The organism is Centipeda noxia ATCC 43541 (assembly GCF_000160555.1).
GTDB classification, from domain to species: Bacteria; Bacillota; Negativicutes; order Selenomonadales; family Selenomonadaceae; genus Centipeda; species Centipeda noxia.
In genome coordinates, this window is the sequence record NZ_GG749279.1 from 241,134 (window position 1) to 261,699 (window position 20,566).

The 20,566-nt window shown below is 53.0% G+C and carries 19 protein-coding genes and 1 pseudogene; all 20 read left to right on the top strand.

All coding sequences use genetic code 11. The features are described 5' to 3' along the window. Position 1: 1 nt before the first annotated feature. Positions 2 to 625 (top strand): annotated as a pseudogene (locus HMPREF7545_RS02635) (pseudouridine synthase); the annotation flags it as partial. Positions 626 to 728: 103 nt separating this feature from the next. Then, positions 729 to 2,057, top strand: a complete 1,329-nt coding sequence (locus HMPREF7545_RS02640; RefSeq protein ID WP_006694131.1) for a BaiN/RdsA family NAD(P)/FAD-dependent oxidoreductase — start codon at positions 729 to 731, stop codon at positions 2,055 to 2,057. After that, entirely contained in the window at positions 1,987 to 3,315 is a 1,329-nt protein-coding gene (gene aroA, locus HMPREF7545_RS02645; protein WP_071585632.1) for a 3-phosphoshikimate 1-carboxyvinyltransferase, read from the top strand. Before HMPREF7545_RS02640 ends, aroA begins: the two co-directional genes overlap by 71 nt. Then, entirely contained in the window at positions 3,312 to 3,965 is a 654-nt protein-coding gene (cmk, locus tag HMPREF7545_RS02650; RefSeq protein WP_006694133.1) for a (d)CMP kinase, read from the top strand. The genes aroA and cmk overlap by 4 nt, the downstream gene beginning before the upstream one ends. Positions 3,966 to 3,976: 11 nt before the next feature. Continuing rightward, complete coding sequence (locus tag HMPREF7545_RS02655) at positions 3,977 to 4,579, top strand: lysophospholipid acyltransferase family protein (RefSeq protein ID WP_006694134.1); 603 nt, start codon at positions 3,977 to 3,979, stop codon at positions 4,577 to 4,579. 142 nt (positions 4,580 to 4,721) lie between these two features. After that, positions 4,722 to 5,477 (top strand): MBL fold metallo-hydrolase, encoded by a 756-nt coding sequence (locus tag HMPREF7545_RS02660; RefSeq protein WP_040571149.1) that lies wholly within the window; start codon positions 4,722 to 4,724, stop codon positions 5,475 to 5,477. Between the two features lie 15 nt (positions 5,478 to 5,492). Beyond that, positions 5,493 to 6,596 carry a S1C family serine protease gene (locus HMPREF7545_RS02665; RefSeq protein WP_006694136.1) on the top strand — a complete coding sequence of 368 codons (1,104 nt, stop codon included), beginning with the start codon at positions 5,493 to 5,495 and terminating at the stop codon, positions 6,594 to 6,596. After that, positions 6,593 to 7,072 carry a 23S rRNA (pseudouridine(1915)-N(3))-methyltransferase RlmH gene (gene rlmH / locus HMPREF7545_RS02670; RefSeq protein ID WP_006694137.1) on the top strand — a complete coding sequence of 160 codons (480 nt, stop codon included), beginning with the start codon at positions 6,593 to 6,595 and terminating at the stop codon, positions 7,070 to 7,072. Before HMPREF7545_RS02665 ends, rlmH begins: the two co-directional genes overlap by 4 nt. Positions 7,073 to 7,231: 159 nt before the next feature. Next, positions 7,232 to 8,581 carry an NADP-specific glutamate dehydrogenase gene (gdhA, locus tag HMPREF7545_RS02675; RefSeq protein WP_006694138.1) on the top strand — a complete coding sequence of 450 codons (1,350 nt, stop codon included), beginning with the start codon at positions 7,232 to 7,234 and terminating at the stop codon, positions 8,579 to 8,581. Positions 8,582 to 8,727: 146 nt separating this feature from the next. Next, positions 8,728 to 9,558 (top strand): undecaprenyl-diphosphate phosphatase, encoded by an 831-nt coding sequence (locus HMPREF7545_RS02680; protein ID WP_006694139.1) that lies wholly within the window; start codon positions 8,728 to 8,730, stop codon positions 9,556 to 9,558. Between the two features lie 3 nt (positions 9,559 to 9,561). Next, on the top strand, positions 9,562 to 10,197 hold the full coding sequence (gene pth / locus HMPREF7545_RS02685; protein WP_006694140.1) for an aminoacyl-tRNA hydrolase: 636 nt from the start codon (positions 9,562 to 9,564) through the stop codon (positions 10,195 to 10,197). After that, a complete protein-coding gene (locus HMPREF7545_RS02690; protein WP_006694141.1) occupies positions 10,154 to 11,428 on the top strand; it encodes a radical SAM family protein in 1,275 nt (424 codons plus the stop codon). The genes pth and HMPREF7545_RS02690 overlap by 44 nt, the downstream gene beginning before the upstream one ends. 288 nt (positions 11,429 to 11,716) lie before the next feature. Next, positions 11,717 to 13,546: a glutamine--fructose-6-phosphate transaminase (isomerizing) gene (gene glmS / locus HMPREF7545_RS02695; protein WP_006694142.1), complete on the top strand. Its 1,830-nt coding sequence runs from the start codon at positions 11,717 to 11,719 to the stop codon at positions 13,544 to 13,546. 97 nt (positions 13,547 to 13,643) lie between these two features. After that, a complete protein-coding gene (locus HMPREF7545_RS02700; protein WP_006694143.1) occupies positions 13,644 to 14,915 on the top strand; it encodes a threonine/serine exporter family protein in 1,272 nt (423 codons plus the stop codon). A 26-nt stretch (positions 14,916 to 14,941) separates the two neighbouring features. Next, positions 14,942 to 16,123 (top strand): multidrug effflux MFS transporter, encoded by a 1,182-nt coding sequence (locus HMPREF7545_RS02705; protein WP_006694144.1) that lies wholly within the window; start codon positions 14,942 to 14,944, stop codon positions 16,121 to 16,123. Between the two features lie 18 nt (positions 16,124 to 16,141). Beyond that, positions 16,142 to 16,801, top strand: a complete 660-nt coding sequence (locus HMPREF7545_RS02710; protein ID WP_006694145.1) for an HAD family hydrolase — start codon at positions 16,142 to 16,144, stop codon at positions 16,799 to 16,801. Positions 16,802 to 16,878: 77 nt separating this feature from the next. Next, positions 16,879 to 17,556 (top strand): response regulator transcription factor, encoded by a 678-nt coding sequence (locus HMPREF7545_RS02715; protein WP_006694146.1) that lies wholly within the window; start codon positions 16,879 to 16,881, stop codon positions 17,554 to 17,556. Beyond that, positions 17,553 to 18,854 carry a sensor histidine kinase gene (locus tag HMPREF7545_RS02720; protein ID WP_006696167.1) on the top strand — a complete coding sequence of 434 codons (1,302 nt, stop codon included), beginning with the start codon at positions 17,553 to 17,555 and terminating at the stop codon, positions 18,852 to 18,854. Before HMPREF7545_RS02715 ends, HMPREF7545_RS02720 begins: the two co-directional genes overlap by 4 nt. Positions 18,855 to 18,871: 17 nt before the next feature. After that, a complete protein-coding gene (locus tag HMPREF7545_RS02725; RefSeq protein ID WP_006694148.1) occupies positions 18,872 to 19,711 on the top strand; it encodes an energy-coupling factor transporter ATPase in 840 nt (279 codons plus the stop codon). Next, entirely contained in the window at positions 19,696 to 20,547 is an 852-nt protein-coding gene (locus HMPREF7545_RS02730; protein WP_040571150.1) for an energy-coupling factor transporter ATPase, read from the top strand. The genes HMPREF7545_RS02725 and HMPREF7545_RS02730 overlap by 16 nt, the downstream gene beginning before the upstream one ends. Positions 20,548 to 20,566: the final 19 nt, after the last annotated feature.

Sequence of the window (20,566 nt, forward strand, 5' to 3'; positions counted from 1 at the left end):
CATGGAAGAACGACTGCAAAAAATCCTCAGCAATGCAGGCGTTGCATCGCGCCGCGCTGCAGAGGATTTGATTCGCGCCGGGCGGGTCGCTGTGGACGGTGTTGCCGTAACTGAACTCGGACGTAAATTCGATCCGGCAAACCATACGATTACTGTAGATAGCAAACCCATCCATTCAGATGAAAAGCGGTTTTATATACTGCTCAATAAGCCGCGCGGCTACCTCTCAACGGCTCGGGATGACCGAGGGCGAAAGACGGTTCTCGACCTTCTTCCAGATTTTCCGGCACGGCTTTATCCTGTGGGGCGTTTGGATGCTGATACGGAGGGGGTGCTGCTCATCACAAATGATGGGGCCATTACACAGGGCCTCCTTCACCCGCGCTTTGAGATCGATAAGGTCTACCATGCAGAGGTTGCGGGTCCTGTGACAGAAGGAGGGCTTACAAGGCTGCGCCGCGGGATTCTTCTCGAGGACGGCATGACAGCTTCGGCAAAGCTGCGTATTCTTCGAGCAGATAAGGGATACACTGTGGTTGAGACAATTATCCACGAAGGCCGCAATCGCCAGGTGCGCCGAATGTTTGCTGCAATTGGCTGCCGCGTGTGTGCGCTTCGCCGTGTTCGATTTGCGATGCTGACGCTGCGGGGGCTATCCTGCGGCTCATTTCGTCATTTAACACGGGATGAGATTCATGAACTTCGAATAATTGCGGGGGTGATGAGCAGTGAAGAGGATTGTCGTCGCGGGTGCAGGCCCAGCGGGCATGATGGCAGCGGCCGCAGCCGCGGAATGCGGCGGGCACGTCCTGCTCCTCGAGAAGATGCCGCGTGCCGGCCGCAAGATGATGATCACGGGAAAAGGCCGCTGCAACGTCACAAGCGCAGATGATATTCCGGACATTATAAAGAATACGGTCGGGAACGGCAGGTTTCTCAACAGCAGTTTGCGTGCCTTTGACAATGTTGACGTGATGACTTTTTTTGAGAGCCTTGGAGTACCGCTCAAGATCGAGCGCGGGAACCGTGTTTTTCCGCAGAGTGATCGTGCCTCTGACGTGGTCAATGCGATACTGCGACGTCTGCATGATCAGAACGTAGAGATTCGCACAAATGCTGCAGTAAGCGAACTGCTTGCTGCAGATCACAGTGTGCGCGGCGTTCGCCTGAAGGACGGCAGCGATATCGAAGCAGATGCCGTGATTCTTGCCGTGGGCGGCGCATCCTATCCGGCGACTGGTTCTGCGGGTGACGGTTATACTCTGGCGCGCGGAGCTGGACATACGGTTGTGCCGATATTCCCGGCGCTTGTCCCTTTGGTGACGGAGGAGGCATGGGTCAAGGAACTGCAGGGACTTTCTCTCCGCAATGTGCGCGCAACGCTCTATTATGCGGGGAAAAAGGCTCAAGAGGAATTCGGCGAGATGCTGTTCACACATTTTGGCGTCACGGGACCGATCATCCTGCAGCTGAGCCGCTGTGCCTCGGAACTCCTCTCCATGGGAGCCGATACACTTGAGCTCCGTTTGAATCTCAAGCCTGCTCTTACATATGAAGTCCTGTGTGAACGGGTGGAGCGTGATTTTGCGAAGTATGAACGTAAACAGCTCCGCAGCGGTATGATCGATCTCCTGCCCAAGCGACTCATCACACCCGTACTGAATACGGCGGGACTATCGCCGACATCCTCTTGCGGACAAATTTCAACAAAGGAGCGCAAGCGCCTTGTACACGTACTGCAGGCGCTGCCGATGACGGTTATCGGGACGCGTCCTATCGCAGAGGCGATTGTGACAGCCGGCGGAGTGGATACGCGTGAAATTAATCCGCGCACGATGGAATCAAAGATTGTGAGCAATCTGTATTTTGCCGGCGAACTTATTGATGTTGACGCCTATACGGGCGGCTATAACTTGCAGGCGGCGTTTTCGACGGGACATGCCGCCGGCTGTCACAGTGTATCAAATTTAGAGGGGCGTGAAGACGATGGCGGAACTGAGGACAATAGATCAGGCACAGCGCGGTTGGCAGGGGGAACTATCGATCCCGGGGGATAAATCTGTCTCGCACCGCAGCGTTATGTTCGCAGGACTCGGCGACACGCCCGTTCATATCAGGAACTTCCTTCATGCTGAGGACTGCTTGTCGACTGTCGGGGTCATGCGCGCGCTTGGAGTGGATATCGAATTTTTGAATGAACATGAGCTTGTAGTCAAGGGAAATGGGCCGCATGGCTTATCCGAGCCCTTTTCCGTGCTTGATGCGGGAAACTCCGGGACAACGCTGCGCTTGATGATGGGGCTCTTAGCCCCACAGCCATTCTTCTCGACATTCAGCGGAGATGATTCGCTGACGCGACGCCCAATGGGGCGAGTACTCCTTCCGCTCGCACAAATGGGGGCAAAGATTTTTGGACGCAGCGGGAACAATAATCTCCCGCTTACCATTCTGCCGGCAGAGGGAAAACTGCACGGCATATACTATGAAAGTCCCGTTGCAAGCGCCCAGGTCAAGTCTGCAATTCTGCTTGCGGGACTCTATGCAGATGCTCCGACCACCGTCACGGAGCCCTACATCTCACGTGATCATACGGAACAGATGCTTGCGAACTTTGGTGTTCGCCTCGAGCGCAGCCGAACGAGTGTTACAATCTTCCCCGTGGAAACGGAAACATATCGGGCTCCAAATGAGATTATAGTGCCGGGGGATATCAGTTCGGCCGCATATTTCCTCACTGCGGGAAGTATTATTCCCGGCAGCCGGCTCCTGCTGAACAATGTGGGCATCAATCTGACACGCACAGGAATTTTGGATGTGCTCTCGGAGATGGGGGCACATATTACGCTGCGAAATAAACGTCAAAGCGGCGGAGAGCCCGTTGCCGATATTGAGGTGCAGGCAGCGCAGCTGCACGGCGTGTCCTTTGGTGCGGAGATCATGCCGCGTCTGATCGATGAGATCCCGATCCTTGCCGCGGCCGCTTTCTTTGCCGAAGGCGATACCGTCATTTCGGGGGCCGAGGAGCTTCGCGTGAAGGAGACAGATCGGCTGGATGCGATTGCCGCGGAATTCTCCAAAATTGCTCCCGGCAGTATCGAGGAACGGGAGGACGGATTGGTAATCCATGGGCAGCGGAAGCTTCGTCGGGCGAAGGTCAGCAGCCGGGGTGACCATCGCATGGCGATGTCACTTGCCGTTCTTGCGGCGGCTGGGAAGGGGGCTGTCTTAGAGAATCCGGACAGCGTGAATATTTCTTACCCAACATTTTTTTCTGAGATGGAGCGGCTCAGTGCAGCTAGGAGGAAATCTGTATGAAGCGTGTGATTGCCATTGACGGGCCTGCAGGTGCGGGCAAGAGTACCGTTGCAAAGATTGCGGCGGAAAAGCTCGGCTATACTTATATCGACACGGGGGCCATGTATCGCGGTGTCGCATGGAAGACCCTTCGGGAGGAGGGGGACACGAGCGATGCTGCAATCCTGCGTGCGGTCCGTGATATTGATGTGCGCCTTGCCTGCACAGAGAGCGGAACCCGGGTCACCGTCGACGGAACGGATGTGACGTCAGAGATTCGCACGCCGGAGGTCACGCATATCGTCTCTCGTGTTGCCGCGTTGGCTCCTGTGCGGGAGAAAATGGTGGAACTGCAGCGTGTGATGGCGCGTGATGGCGCAGTTGTAATGGACGGACGCGACATCGGGACGAACGTGCTGCCGGATGCCGATGTAAAGATTTTTCTGACGGCCTCCGTAGAGGAGCGCGCGCGGCGCCGCTATGAGGAGATGAAGGAGAAAGGATATGCGGTGGATTTTGACGAGCTGAAAGGGGAGATCGCATCGCGCGATAAGCAGGACAGCGAACGCGCAATTTCTCCGCTGCGTCGGGCGGACGATGCCGTATTGCTGGATACAACCGCGCTTTCGATTGATGATGTTGTTGCGCGAATTCTCGAACTCTGTGAATAGGTGGGCCAGACATGTTTTATGCTTTTTTTCAGCATCTTTTTCGTTTGCTCTTCTATACTGTTTTTCGTGCGCGGGTCTATGGACGCGAGAATATCCCGCAGGAGGGGGCTGTCATCCTTGCTGCCAACCATGCGAGCAATATTGATCCGCCCCTGATGGCGAGTCTGATCGAGCGGCCCGTCAGCTATATGGCAAAGATTGAACTGTTTGAGAATCCGATCTTTGGTGCTGCGATCCGACGCTGCCATGCTTTCCCTGTAAAGCGCGGAGAATCCGACCGCGGGGCGATCAAAGCAGCGGTTGGAGTGCTCAGAGAAGGACGTATCCTTGGACTTTTCCCAGAGGGAACACGCAGCAAGACCGGTGAGCTGCAGAAGGCGGAGGCCGGCGTTGCTCTTATCGCTGCTATGACGGGAGCGCCGATTGTTCCTGTTGCCATACTGAACTCACATCGTATCTTTGCCAATGGAGGATTTTTGCCGCAGCTGCGTATTATGTACGGAGTGCCGATTTCATTTCATGGTGATCGAAAGAGTAAGGAGGCGCTGGATGCATTTTCCTCCGAGGTTATGGGTCATATTGCGCAGATGAAGGATGAACTGAAGAATAAATAGGATGATATGGCCGCAGTTTCTGTTTGGAACAGCGGTTTTTTCTATTTCAATAGAAGAATAATCTTAACATCGTCCATAGAAATTTTGCAGGAAATTTACAGAAAAATGGAATATCATGATGAACATGAGAGGGGGCTGTTCGTTGCAGGTATCCATACTGGCGAGCGGAAGCAAAGGGAATTCGATTTATGTTGAGCTCAACGGAGCGCATCTGCTCATCGACGCCGGCATCAGCGCAGCATGTATTACAGAACGTTTGAAAGAGCACGGTATTGAACCGCAGAGTCTGGATGCGGTACTGGTGACCCACGAGCACATTGACCACGTACGCGGACTTAAAACGCTTGCCAAACAATATCATCTGCCGATCATTGCAACGCGGGGAACGCTTGCCGGAATTGATGGAGGAGCAGCATTTGCAGATAATATGCAAAGCATCACAGATGATTTTACAATCGGTGATGTTACGGTGCGGCCGTTCGCCATCTCTCACGATGCCGCGGAACCCTGCGGTTTCCGTATTGAGGGAGGGTACTGCTGTACAATCGCCACGGATCTCGGTGTCGTTACGGAGACGGTGCAGCACGCAATGGAGGGGGCGGATGTTCTTGTCCTTGAGGCGAATCATGATGCGGATATGCTCCGTCAGGGAAGTTACCCGTGGCCGCTTAAGCGGCGTATTTTGTCGAACCGCGGACATCTTGCCAACGGGGATGCAGCATGGGCCCTTACACGTATGAAAAAATACCCGCGCAAGGTCTATCTGGCGCATCTCTCGGAGGAAAACAATCGTCCCGGGCTCGCCCTCGATACGGTGAATGATATTCTCGCATCACGCGGCGTTGTCCTTGATATAGAGGCTTGTCTGCCGCAGGGCGGCGCAGAAATAATTATGTGAAAAGGAGATGCTTTTATGAACATCCGATTGAAGCGCGGCAAGGGGATTGTCGTTACGGCTGCCGCGGTTCTGGCTTCTCTTGTCATCTTTGGCGGCTGCTCGATGGGAACGGCTGCCGACAACAGTGTCGGCGGGATAAAGCCGGCGCAGTCCGTTGACGTTTCCGGGCTTTCCGATGCGCGAAATACCCCTGTGGTCCGTGCTGCAAAAGCGGTGGGACCTGCTGTCGTCGGGATCACGAACAAGGCAGTCGCACGCGACTGGTTCAATAATCCCGTTGAGACAGAGGGCGTCGGCTCCGGCGTGGTTTTCCGCAGTGATGGTTATATTGTAACGAACTACCATGTTATCAGCGGAGCAAAGGAGATCATTGTTTCTCTCTCCGACGGACGCAGCCTCAAGGGAAAACTCATCGGACAGGACGAATTCACCGATCTTGCCGTTGTCAAAGTAGATGCGAATGATCTTCCAACTGCCGTATTCGGCAACTCAGATACGGTGGTAGTCGGCGAACCCGCCATTGCTATCGGAAATCCGCTGGGGCTGGAGTTCCAGGGCAGCGTCACGGTAGGGGTCATCAGTGCACTGAATCGTACACTCGATGTCAGCGACAAGCGTGTAAAGCTGCTTCAGACCGATGCGGCGATCAGTCCGGGTAATTCGGGTGGGGCTCTTGTTAATGCCGACGGTGAAGTCATTGGCATTAACAGTGCCAAGGTAGCAGCAGCCGCTGTTGAGGGGATGGGCTTTTCCATCCCAATCAATACGGTGCAGACCATTATTAATGAACTGATTGAAAAGGGATATGTGGCACGTCCTTATCTCGGCGTTTCCGTCTTTGACCCGACGACGGCTGCACGCTATGGCTATCAGCTTAATATTGACAAGGGCGTTTACATTTTCCGACTGGCACTTGATGGACCGTGCGGAAAGGCAGGCTTCCAGCGAGGCGATATCATTTTGGAGATCGATGGCGAAGAGGTCAACAGCGTGGCGGACCTGCGCAATAAAGTCGCCTCGTACAAGGTCGGCGACAAGATAACGATCACCTATGATCGCAACGATACGAAGCACAAGGCCGAGGTCGTTCTTGAAGAGATGCCGCAGGATGATCGATGAAGATCACCATTGTCTGTGCCGGTAAACTCAAAGAAAAGTACCTTCATGACGGGATCATAGAGTATGAAAAGCGTTTGCGTTCCTATGCAGATGTAAGTATCATCGAGATCAACGAAGAGCGCATGAAGGAAAGGCCCTCTGCGGCAGAACGAGAGGAGACGCTGCGCCGCGAGGGAAAGCGGTTGCGTGCGAAGGTCCCTCGGGACGCATATCTCATTGTATTGGATATTTCGGGGGAGGCCTATACGTCGGAGGAACTCTCGGCCAAAATAGATCGCATCGGCCTTGAGGGACAGAGCCACATTGTCTTTCTGATCGGCGGCCCCTTTGGCCTCTCAGAAGAGGTGGGCCGCGTTGCTGATCTGCGGCTCTCCTTCTCTCGATTTACATTCCCGCACCAGCTTATTCGGCTTTTTCTCATGGAGCAGATTTATCGCTCCTTTAAGATTAGCCGCGGAGAGCCATATCATCTATAGAATACAAAGAGGTCTCTGCAGAATATGCAGAGACCTCTTTTTGTATTTTTGGTGCATATTGTATTCATTGCCATAATGTCTATACAAACTTCCATTCCCTGTGCTATACTCTGTCACGTTCGCTGAATAGCCATCGAGCAAACAAAAGGAGGAAATACCATGTCCGACATGAAACAGTATGTAAATGAAATTCTCGATCTTGTATCGAAGCGCGATCCTGATCAAAAGCAATTTAAAAACACAGTCGCGGAGGTTCTGACATCTGTCGTCCCCCTTTTGGAAAAACATCCGGAATACAAAGCACATAAGATCCTGGAGCGTATGATTGAGCCGGAGCGCATTGTCTCATTTCGTGTGCCATGGGTGGATGACAAGGGCGAGATTCAGGTCAACCGCGGTTACCGCGTGCAGATGTCCAGCACAATTGGACCGTATAAGGGCGGTCTTCGCTTCCATCCGAGCGTAACGCTCGATATTCTGAAATTCCTTGCCTTTGAGCAGGTATACAAGAATGCACTGACTGGACTCCCGATCGGCGGAGCCAAGGGTGGTTCGGACTTCGATCCGCACGGTCGTTCGGACAATGAAGTGATGAAGTTCTGCCAGAGCTTCATGACGGAACTCTATCGGCATATCGGTCCGAATGTCGATGTTCCGGCAGGCGATATCGGCGTCGGCGGACGCGAGATCGGCTACCTCTTTGGCCAGTACAAGCGTATTCGCGACTCCTATGACGCGGGCGTTCTGACCGGAAAGCGTATCGATTATTGGGGCAGTCTCGCACGTACGGAGGCGACGGGATACGGTCTTCTCTACTTCGTAAAGAATATGCTGGACGCGAAGGGCATTGACCTTGCGGGAAAGACGGTTGTGGTCTCCGGTGCCGGCAATGTTGCGACCTATGCTATCGAAAAGGCGCAGGAATTTGGGGCGAAGGTTGTGACCTGCTCGGATTCCAACGGCTATATTTATGATCCTGACGGAATCGATCTTGCGGCGCTCAAAGAGATCAAGGAAGTGCGCCGCGCCCGCATCAAAGAGTATGCAGGTACGCATCCGAATGCCGAGTATCATGAGGGCTGCCATGGGATCTGGTCAGTCAAATGTGATATTGCACTCCCCTGCGCGACGCAGAACGAAATCGATCTGGAGGCGGCAAAGCTGCTTGTTGCGGGCGGTGTTCAGGCAGTCGGTGAGGGAGCTAATATGCCTTCGTCTCTTGATGCCATTGCATATTTTCAGAGCCATCACGTCCTCTTTGCCCCGGCAAAGGCTGCCAATGCGGGCGGTGTCGCAGTCTCTGCCCTCGAAATGTCGCAGAACTCTGAGCGCCGTCAGTGGACGTTTGAGAAGGTGGATACCCGTCTCAAGAAGATTATGGCAAATATTTACAACAGCGCAAAGAAGAACGCCGAGCTCTATGCGGATCCCGATGATCTCGTCGCCGGCGCAAACATTACTGCCTTTGCAAAGGTTGCAGATGTTATGCTTGCACACGGCTTGGTGTAAGAAAAGCATATTAAAAAATCGTATTGAAAAAAGCTGCTGTGGCAGCTTTTTTTGTGCAGAATACCGGGAACTATGCTATAATAGGCAGGATTTTATCGGCGTTTTCCTTATGAGGGAGGATTATATTTACTGTGGGTATTGCATTTATGGAGCTGGTGAAGGTTGCTGTTCTGGGGATTGTAGAGGGGGTGACGGAATGGCTGCCGGTATCCAGTACGGGCCATATGATCCTCGTCGATGAGTTCATCCGTCTCGACGTGTCGACGGCGTTTATGGATATGTTTCTCGTCGTAATCCAACTTGGCGCAATTCTCGCTGTCGTAGTCCTGAATGTCGGCAAGCTCAACCCGTTTCTCACGAGTAAATCGAGGCAGGAGCGGCGCGAGACATTTGATCTCTGGGGAAAGGTTATTGTTGCATGTCTTCCGGCAGCAGTGATCGGACTTGCTTTTAATAAATATATGGAAGAGCATTTTATGAATGCCCCAGTCGTTGCCGCTATGCTGATCCTCTATGGCATCCTGTTTATCATTGTCGAACGATGGAACAAACGACGCGTGCCGCGTGTAGAGAGCCTTGCCCAACTGGATTATCGCACGGCATTCATCATCGGCATATTCCAGGTGCTCTCTCTCGTACCTGGAACGAGCCGTTCGGGTGCAACCATTCTCGGCGGCATTATCTTCGGTGCGAGCCGTTATGTTGCAACAGAGTTTACCTTCTTCCTTGCGATTCCCGTCATGTTTGGGGCGTCTTTTTTGAAGCTTGTGAAATTTGGATGGAATTACTCTCGGACGGAACTCGTAATTCTTGGCGTTGGCATGGCAACGGCGTTCATTGTGTCCATCCTCTCGATCCGTTTCCTCCTCCGTTATATCAAACGCAACGATTTTACGGTGTTCGGCTGGTATCGCATTGCGCTCGGCATCGTCGTATTCGCCTATCTCTTTATTATCGGCGATCCGACGAAAGGGTAATACATGAAAATTATTGCAGGACTCGGCAATCCCGGTGCGGAATATGCCAAGACAAAGCACAATGTTGGCTTTATGCTCATGGATGCGCTTGCGGCGCATCTGAATGCAGCGTCATGGAGGGAGGCTTTTCATTCTCTTGTTCTGGAAGTTCGCATCGGCGGGGAAAAAGTATTCCTTGTAAAGCCGCTGACCTATATGAATAACAGCGGGGAAGCTCTCGGACCAATGCTTTCCTATTATAAACTCGATACGGAGGATCTCGTTGTCGCTCACGATGATATGGATATCCCGGCAGGCACGGTTCGTATCCGGAAGAAGGGCGGCTCGGGCGGACACAACGGTATTAAGTCCATTATCGCCCATGTTGGGAGCGAGAATTTTGCCCGTGTCCGTATTGGCATCGGTCGTCCGCCTGCAGGGTGGAGCGTCATCAATCACGTGCTTGCGCCGTTTTCGGCAGAAGATGTGCCGCGGATTCGCGAGGCGATCGACTATTTGCTGCCCGCGATGGAGTGCATCGCGCAAGACGGTACAGATCTCGCGATGAATCGCTACAATCCGCATAAGAAAAAGGCGCGAAAACAAGAGGGAAGCCATGAAGCCCAACAAGAAGAAAATTCGTCCGCGTCGGGCGAATGAGATCACAGCCGTCTATGCGGACCGCAGCGGCAGTATCTGCGAGGCAGACGACCTGCGCGCACTTGGACGCATCGGTGCCCACAATGTTCCCATCACGTCTGGGGAATTGATCCCTCTTCCTGACAGCGCTGATCTCATGTTTATGCCGGCACACACTGCCGTTGGGATGAACGGTGCAGGAGAGGAGGCGGAGATTGTCGGGACTGCCGTCGCAGCGATTCTTCCGCAAGGCTATACGCGCACCTATCTTCCTGCATTTCACCGTGCGCCGGACGCTGCGCCCCTGCCGCTCTACGGATATACGGCTGTCGTCTCCTATCGCGGAGAACTGTGTGTTACAGCGGTCTATACGGACGAAAATGAGAAATGGGACCCTGCCAACTATAATGGAAAAGAATTGAAGAGGCTCGTGCGCAGAACGATGAAGGAGCTGCCGGATAATCGGATTGTGGAGCAGGTGGGGAACTGTTCAATAAACTATCACTGCCTGACTGCTCAAAATCTCTTTTATCGGCGTTGGGAGTGCGGTGTTCCGACATCTCCCGTGTGCAATGCGAATTGTCTCGGCTGTATCTCCCTTCAGAGTTCGGAGTGCTGTCCCTCTCCGCAGGAGCGGATTACATTCGCCCCGACTGCAGAGGAAATCGCCGAGGTCGGTATCTACCATCTCTCGATTGCACCGGACGGCATTATCAGTTTCGGACAGGGATGTGAGGGAGAGCCGTCGCTTGCAGCCGACCGCATCGCAGAGGGCATTCGAAGAATCCGTGCCGTAACGCCGCGTGGTCAGATCAATATGAACTCCAACGCCGGATTCCCGCAGGGAATGAAGAAGATTGTCGATGCAGGATTGGATTCGCTGCGCGTCTCCATTATCAGTGCACGCGAGGAAAGTTATGACGCATATTATCGTGCAAGCTATCCGCTCGACAATGTAAAGGAATCCTTGCGCTATGCGCTTGACCACGATGTCTATGTCTCGCTGAACTTGCTCCATTTTCCGGGGTTTACGGACCGTGTGGAGGAACTGGCGGCCTGGCAGGAGTTTTTCCGCGTGCTGCCGGTTCAGATGATACAGATGCGGAACCTGAACATTGATCCGACGCTGTTTCTCCGAACCATGCCGGAGGCGGAGAGCGATCCCGTCGGAACAAAGAACTTTATGGACACACTGCATGCTGAGTTTCCGCAGCTTGTCATCGGCAGTTTCAGTCACTATGTCAATGTGTAATTAATTGACTTCTCGTGCGATATCGGATAGAATGTCCCTGTGTATCATAGATACATAGGGATTTCTTTTACGGAAAAGGGATAGGTTCTTACTATTTCTTAGCGCTGGCTCTGGAATGCAATTGGGTATTTCAGAGGACGAGGAGAAGGTTGTCGAGCCGTCAGCGGATGCCTTCCGGCATTACTCTGCCGAGAGTCTGCAGTCAAAGCGCAGGAGTGATCCTGCGGACAAAGCTGCAGTCGGAGTGAAATCCCTGAGCGAAGTGTTTTCGGTCAGGAGGTATTTTGTATGTGTGGAATTGTTGGTTATGTCGGGGACCGTCAGGCGGCGGAGTTCCTCTTGGACGGACTGTCCAAGCTGGAGTATCGCGGCTACGATTCAGCAGGGATTGCGGTCTACGACGGCGAGAAGATCTGTGTTGAAAAGAGCGTCGGGCGCCTTGCGGCACTGCGTGAGCAGATCAAAGGGCATGTGCCGATGGGGACTCTTGGTATCGGGCATACGCGCTGGGCTACGCACGGGCGTCCGTCGGATGTAAACGCTCATCCGCATACGGATTGCCACGGCGATTTTGCAATTGTCCATAACGGCATCATCGAGAATTACCTTTCGCTTAAGGAAGATCTTGCGGCAAAGGGGCATGTGTTTAAGTCCGAGACAGATACAGAAGTAGTTGTGCACCTCTTGGAGGAGGTCTACAGCGGGGACTTCATTGCTGCGGTGCGTGAAGTCCTGCATCGGATTGAGGGCTCATATGCACTGGTATTTATGAGCCGCAGGCATCCGGATATGCTCCTGTGCACGAAGCAGGATAATCCTTTGATCATCGGACTCGGTGAGGGAGAGAACTTCATCGCCTCTGATATCCCTGCGATCATCGCACGCACGCGCCGCACCTATATTCTGGGCGACGGTGAGCTTGCCGTTGTCCGCAAGGACAGTGTCGAGGTTATGGATCGTTCGGGAGCGCCCGTCTCAAAGAAAATCTTTGAGGTCACGTGGAATGCCGAGGCTGCAGAGAAGGGCGGATACGAGCACTTTATGCTCAAGGAGATTCACGATCAGCCCAAGGCGGTGCGCGATACGATGAGTCAGCGCATTACGAGCGGCAAGAAGGCGATCTCCTTTGAAGAACTCGGATGGGACGCTGCATATCTTAATTCGTTCAACAAGATCTATATTGTTGCCTGCGGTACAGCATACCATGCGGGGCTTGTCGGCAAGTATTATATTGAAAAGCTGGCGCGCGTGCTCGTTGAAGTGGATGTCGCCTCGGAGTTCCGCTATCGCGATCCGATCGTTGATGAAAAGACACTTCTGATTGTGGTTTCGCAGTCCGGCGAGACGAGCGATACGCTTGCGGCGCTGAAGGAGTCGAAACGCCGCGGAGCCAAGACGCTTGCCATTACGAATGTGGTCGGCTCATCCATTGCGCGTGAGGCGGATCAAGTTGTCTATACATGGGCCGGTCCTGAGATTGCTGTCGCGTCGACCAAGGCATATACGACGCAGCTTGTCCTCTTCTTTATGCTTGCGCTTTATATGGCAGAGATCAAAGAAACGATTGCGCCGGAGCATACGGCTGAGCTTGTGACGCGTCTGCAGGAGATTCCGTCGCAGATCTCGGAGATCCTGTCGGATGTTGATCCGATTAAGACCTTTGCAAAGCAGTATGGATTCAACGAGGACGTATTTTATATCGGCCGTGGACTGGACTATGCCGTTTCTCTGGAAGGTGCGCTCAAGCTTAAGGAGATTTCTTACATTCATGCCGAGGCATATGCTGCGGGTGAGCTAAAGCACGGCACGCTTGCACTGATCGTTGAGGGGGTTCCTGTGATCGCGCTTGCTACGCAGCGAAATGTTTACGAAAAGACGCTCTCCAACATCAAGGAAGTCAAGGCACGCGATGCCCTTGTTATCGGCATCGCCGCTGTAGGCGATACAGAGCTGCAGAAGTATGTCGACCATGTCATGCATGTGCCGGCATCGGATGAGTTTATCATGCCGATTCTCTCCGTCATACCGCTCCAGCTTCTTGCTTACTACGCTGCGATTACGCGCGGCTGTGACGTGGACAAGCCGCGCAATCTTGCGAAGTCAGTAACGGTAGAGTAAATAACGGATGAAATATGACAGCAGAGTGCAGAAGTGCACCTCTGCTGTTTTTCTTCTGTAAAAAGGCGTGACAAGAGAGCCGAGTCATGCTATAACTATGTTCATTATGATCAATGAAACAGCAAGAGCAAATATTAATAATATTCTCGAGCGCGCCATCGATATCGGTCAGCGCATGCTCGTGACGGGGGCAGAGGTCAGTCGCGTGGAGCGTACGATCACCTTTATCTGCCGCGCTTACGGAGTGCGCCATGTGGACGTAATGGTCATTACATCCAGTATAATTGTGACAATTCGAGGGAACGATATTGGCGTCATGACACAGATGCGCCGCGTGCCGGGACAAAATTTTGATTTTCAGCGCCTCAAGTCACTGAATCAGCTTTCACGCGAGATCTGTGCACACCCAATGACTTCAGATGAAATCAAAGAACGCATTCGTGCAATTGATACGACGGATACGATTTCTCTCAAAGCTTCGCTCTTCTATTGGGCTTTGATTGCAGCCAGCTTCTCGGCCTTTTTCGGGGGGCGTTTGGAGGATGCTGTTTGCGCGGGGATCGTTGGAGTGTTTCTCCGCCTTTTGCAATACCTGCTCAGCCAAACAAAGCTGAATCCATACTGCGTGCTTGTCCTGCTCAGTTTTGTTGGGGGGATGCTTGCCAATTCCTTTATGTGGTTCGGGATGGATATTCACCCGGCAGCGATCAATATGGGCAATATCATGCCCGTAATTCCGGGCCTTGCACTGATGAATTCGATTCGTGATATGTTCAGTCAAGAGACCATATCAGGGCTCCTAAAGAGTGCTGAGGCAATTACTCTGAGCCTTCTCATTGCAACTGGTTTTGCGTTCAGCGCAGCAGGTACGATTATTGCCTTCCAAACATTGTGGTGGGTATATCTGCTGACGTCATTCGTCGGCGGCTTTTGCTTCCATTTGCTCTGGCATGGTCATGTCAAGGATGCTGTTGTGGGGGCAATCGTATGTATGGGTGCATGGGGATGTACCATGCTCTTTCTTGCGCTTGGCTGGAATGAGTTCGCGGGATACTTTGCAGGTGCAGTTTTTGCGACAATAGCGGCGGAGATATTGGCGCGCTTTTACAAATGTCCTGCGACGATCTTTCTCATCATTGGTGTCATTGCGATGGTGCCCGGCGGTGCCCTCTACCGTACAATGTTCTACGCTGTTTCGGGGGAGTGGGGGATGTTCGGCACGCAGGGGATCAAGACCTTCCTCTATGCCGTGTCGATTGCGGCGGGGATTGTGATTGCAACGGCTGTCTGGGAGACTGTTAAGGCATGGCTGACGATCCAGAAGAACGGGGGATATCCATCAGAGGAGTGCTGTTCTCTGCGTAACTGATATCGAAAGAAGGGGGGGGCGCGGCAATGAGCGCACGCAGGCGTCTTTGGCTGACGATATTCTTAGGAGTGATGACGGCGATAGCACCGCTCTCAACAGATATGTATCTGCCGGCATTGCCGGAAGTGCAGCAAGATTTTGCCGTTTCTACCTCACTCGTTCAGATGACGCTGACCATGACGACGCTCGGCATGGCACTCGGACAAATCCTCGTGGGGCCTCTGAGTGATCTGTTCGGCCGCCGCCGACCGCTTTTTATCGGCATGCTGGTATTTATCGGCGCAACCCTCGGCTGCGTTCTTGCAGCGGATATCTATCTGTTCCTTTTCTTTCGTTTTTTCGCGGGCTTTGCCGGTGCGAGCGGGATTGTTATTGCGCGTGCAATTGCTCGAGATGTGTGTGTGGGCGCGGAGCTCACGCGATTTTTTTCCGTTCTCATGATGGTGAATGGTCTTGCGCCGATCATCGCACCCGTGATCGGCGGGCAGATTCTCCTTTTTTTCGAGTGGCGCGCGACCTTTGTACTGCTCACGCTCATCGGTGTGTTTCTTGCAGGAGCAACGCTGATCTATCAGGAGACGCTGCCGAAAAATGAGCGAAACAAAAACATAACGGATTCACTGAAGAAATTTCCTGCGCTCCTTCACGATCGCTACTTTCTGGGACACTGCCTTCTGCAGTGTTTTGTGTTCGGTGCATTTTTTTCCTATCTTTCGGGATCTTCGTTTATTTTTCAAAATATCTATGCAGTGTCGCCGCAGGTTTACAGTATCATCTTTGCTGTGATCGGAGCAGGGTTACTGCTCACAGGCGCTTTGCCTGCGCGTCTTGCGGGGCGTGTGCCGGACATTGTCATGTTGAAATATGCCGTACTGGTACCGCTGATCGGTAGTGCGCTCCTTCTTCTGGGATTTTATTTCTCTGCGCCGCTTGTTATTATTCTTATTGTTCTCTTTATCACAATCGTCCCTCTTTCCGTAATGGGAGCAGCTAGTTTTTCGCTGGCGCTTTCGCGGCAGGGAAAGAATGCCGGGAGTGCGTCCGCACTCATCGGCTGTTTTTCTATGCTGCTCGGCGCCTGTATGATGCCTCTGGTTGGCATTGCGGGAGATTATACCGCGATTCCGATGGCAATAATCATGTTGGTTGGGCACGGACTGGGGACTTTCGTTTTCTATCGCATGATCACGGCAGATCATCCGCAGTAAAACGGGAGGTAAAAACATATGATGAGAGCATTTATCTACGACATGGACGGCGTCATTGTCGACAGTGAGATCATTCACATGAAAGCGGAAAAAATCTTGTTGGAACATTATGGCATTCAGGCGGATGAAGCTTTGCTGATGCCGTATCGCGGGACAAGCGATGCGGCTATGTTTGAAGATATCCGGTTGAAATACAATGCTGCCTACGATGTGGAGGGAATCGTGGCGGAAAAGGATGTGCTGATGCGGCGTCTGCTCCAAGAGGAAGAGCTGGTACCCATCGACGGATCCTTGGCACTCATTGAAGCGACCAATGCGCTGCGTGCACGCGGCATCTATACGGCGATTGCAAGCTCCAGCCCTCATGAAGTAATCTCTCATGTAACCGAGAGCTTTGGGATTGCAGATAAGTTTGATGTCATCGTATCAGGCGCAGAGCTGCCGGTGTCGAAACCGGATCCCGCAATTTATCTGCAGACGGCACAACTTCTTGGCGTTCATCCGGGCGATTGTCTTGTCCTTGAGGATGCGGCGGCAGGTGCGCAGGCGGCGACGGCCGCGGGAATGACATGCATCGGCTTTCGCAGCCCGCACAGCGGCATGCAGGATTTTTCGGCCTGTGCACGCATTATCAACCATCCTTTGGAGATCTGTCTGAACGATTATTTTGCTTGGTGACGGGATCCTGTTTTCAGCTATCTTTCACCCCATTTGCATATAATTCATAATATAGTACAATAACGGGAGATGATACCATGCGCGTGCTTCTTGCTGAAGATGATATGCGTCTCGGAAAGCTCATTCAATATATGCTCGAACAGAACGATATCGATGTGGAGTGGGTGACGGACGGCAATGATATCTATTCGTATGCGACATATGCAGAATATGATATTCTGATCCTAGATTGGATGATGCCGGGCGAGACGGGCGTCGAGGCTTGCGCGCGGCTGCGCCGCAACGGATACGACCGCGCAATTCTCGTGTTGACGGCACGAGATGCTGTAGAGGATCGCGTGACGGGGCTTGATGCAGGGGCGGATGACTATCTTGTCAAACCGTTTGAGTTTTCTGAACTGTTGGCGCGTTTGCGTGCGCTTGGTCGCCGTACGACACAGCGCATCCAGCATGAGGTCGATGAGATTGGCGGGTTCAAGCTGAACCGAACGGCAAATATCCTCGAAAAAAATGGGAAGATGATACAACTCTCGCCGCGCGAGTTTCAACTCTTTGATCTCCTCGCACAGAATATCGGCATCGTCGTTCCGCGCGATATTATCCTGGATCGTATCTGGGGGTTGGAGTCAGATGTCAGCTCCAACAACATTGACTCCTATATGAAGATGTTGCGTAAAAAACTGGATGCAGCAGGGGAAGGCTCTGTCATTAAGACGATCCGCGGGGTCGGATACAAGTTGGAGACATCGGATTGAATAAGCAGAATGTATTCGGCCGCAGCCGTCTGCGGCTGATGCTGCGTTATGCGCTTGTTATGGGAGGACTGGTCATCGTCCTTCTCTTTGCTATGCACAAGACAATGGAGTGGGCAATCACCTCAGAGCAGGCCCGGGAACTGCTGGATACGGCGGACAGCGTCGCAGAGTCGCAGGCTTATTATGAGCTCCACGCAGGCGCGGATGATGAGACGCAGCTCTATCGGAGTACAAACGATCGTCTCTTCTACTATGTTTTTGACGGTCAGGGAAGGCTGATTAATTTTTCCCGCGCATCGCTACGCATCGAGTCATTCGTTCTTGATATTGTCACTGCATGGGATGCGCCGGAGGGCGAGGTGCGTGTCTTTACCAAGACGAATGAGCGCGGAGGGAAGACGCGGGTGATGATGACGTCGCAGACGGTGTTTAGTCCGCCGCTTCCCGTCCAGACCGTTTACGTCGGCAAGGACGTTACTGCCATGTACAATGGAATGGATAAAGCAACCTCGGCACTTGCTGCTCTCGGGGGGCTCGCGCTTATCTTTGCCGCTGCCATTGGCTACATACTTTCAGGCGGTGCAATGAAGCCTGTGCGTGAGGCATATGAGCGTCAGCGTCAGTTTGCCGCTGACGCTTCGCATGAGCTTCGTACGCCGCTTGCCGTTGTACTTGCATCGGCAGACCTCCTACGGAGCGATACCTCGATTACATCGCCGTTTTTGAAGCAGGTTATTGAGGATGTGCGTGATGAGGTTAAAAAGATGACCAAGTTGGTCGGTGATCTCCTCACAGTTGCACGTACGGATGGCAGTGCCAATCAGATCAAACCTGTGCGGATGGATCTGGTTGCCGCTGCACAGAAGACGATTCGCATTATGCGGCCTTTTGCTGAGAAGAAGGATATCGTCATTGAGGAGATTCTCCCAAAGCAGGCGGAACTGTATGCGGATGAACAAAAAATTCGGCAGCTGATCCTGATTCTGGTTGATAATGCCGTGAAGTATACGCCGGAACATGGGCGCATTACACTGTGTATCGACCAAGCGGAGAAGGGGTATATTCACCTGTCGGTCGCCGATACGGGCATTGGGATTGAGCCGGAACATCAGGAACGTATTTTTGACCGTTTCTACCGCGTTGATAAGGCGCGGTCGCGCCGTATGGGGGGCAATGGCCTCGGGCTTGCGATCGCACAGGAGATTGTTGAGGCGCATGACGGTACGATTTCGGTTGAGAGTGAGGTCGGCAAAGGAACGACATTTCATGTGAGCCTAAAGGCACGAATAAAAAAATAGCGAGATGATAGGACTTTATGCAGGCAGATAATTTTTTTGAGCTGGATCGTGTTACCCACGTCTATCAAAGCGGGGCAGAGAAGACGCATGAGGCACTGCGCGGCATCACACTTTCGATTGCCGCAGGAGAATTCGTTGCCGTTCTCGGGGCAAACGGCTCCGGGAAATCCACCCTCGCACGCCATCTGAATGCTCTTCTTTTTCCAACGGAGGGGCGTTGCCTCGTATGCGGATGGGATACAAAAGATGAATCCAAACGATGGGATATCCGTCAGGAAGTCAGCATGGTATTCCAGAACCCGGATAATCAGCTCATTGCCGCGGTAGTCGAGGATGATATCGCATTCGGTCCTGAGAATCTCGGTATTCCGTCAGAAGAGATACGCGAGCGTGTGCGTTCTGCCCTTGCGCTCGTCGGCATGGAGGCCTATGCACATGCTGCGCCGCACCTTTTATCGGGCGGACAGAAACAGCGGATTGCCATTGCAGGCGCGATCGCCATGCAGACGCACTGCCTTGTGCTGGATGAACCGACGGCGATGCTCGATCCGCGCGGGAGGGCAGAGGTGCTGGCCGCTGTAAAAAAACTGCACGACGAACATGGGATGACTATTGTCTACATCACACATTTTATGGAGGAAGCGATTGCAGCAGAGCGTATCGTATTGATGGACGACGGACATATTGTGATGGATGGAACGCCGCGGAAAATTTTTTCACAGTCGGAGCGTGTTCGGGCGTTGGGACTTGATATCCCTCTGGCCGCCGATCTAGCGCAACGGCTGCGGCAAGGCGGATATGACCTCCCGCAGGATATTTTGACGGATGAGGAGTTGGTACAGTGTCTATCGAGATAGAATCGATTTCCTACACTTATATGGAGGACACGCCGCTCTCTCATACCGCTCTGCACGATGTGACCTTAACCATTGCGGAGGGAGAATTTACAGCAATTGCGGGAGAAACCGGCGCGGGAAAATCCACTCTCATGCAGCTAATCGGAGGACTGATTCAGCCGACGGCGGGCAGTATTGCAGTGGACGGTGTTCCTCTCCGCGGGAAGAACAAAGAAGAGCGTGAAGCAGCGCGGCAGGCGCGCTTTCGGGTCGGTATGGTCTTTCAATATCCGGAGCATCAGCTCTTTGAAGAAACCGTCTATGCGGACATTGCCTTCGGTCCGCGCAACCAGGGACTCAGCGAGTCAGAAGTGGAAGCACGTGTCAAGGAAGCGATGGATCTCGTTCATCTTCCCGCTTGTTATCGAGACCGTTCTCCCTTTGCACTTTCCGGCGGAGAGCGCAGACGTGCAGCCATTGCGGGGGTACTCGCTCTTGCGCCTCGTTATCTTGTATTAGATGAGCCTGCTGCAGGGCTTGATCCCCGCGGGAGAGAAGAGCTGCTGTCCATGTTGTCTATGCTCCATCGGGAGCACAATATGAGCATTATCCTTGTATCGCACAGCATGGAGGACATTCTCCGTACGGCAACCCGTCTTGTTATTCTCGCTGCCGGCCGTCTCGTCGGTGAGGGCGTACCGTATGAACTTTTTCGGGATACTGCGCTCATTGAGCGGGCCTCTCTTGACATTCCGCACATTCTGCGTTTGGAACGGCAGCTCGAAGCCGCGGGCTATTCTGTCAAAGAGTGCACGACGGTAGAAGATTTGGCGGATAGAATTCTCGCGTCAAGATAATCGGCACAACAAAAATCCG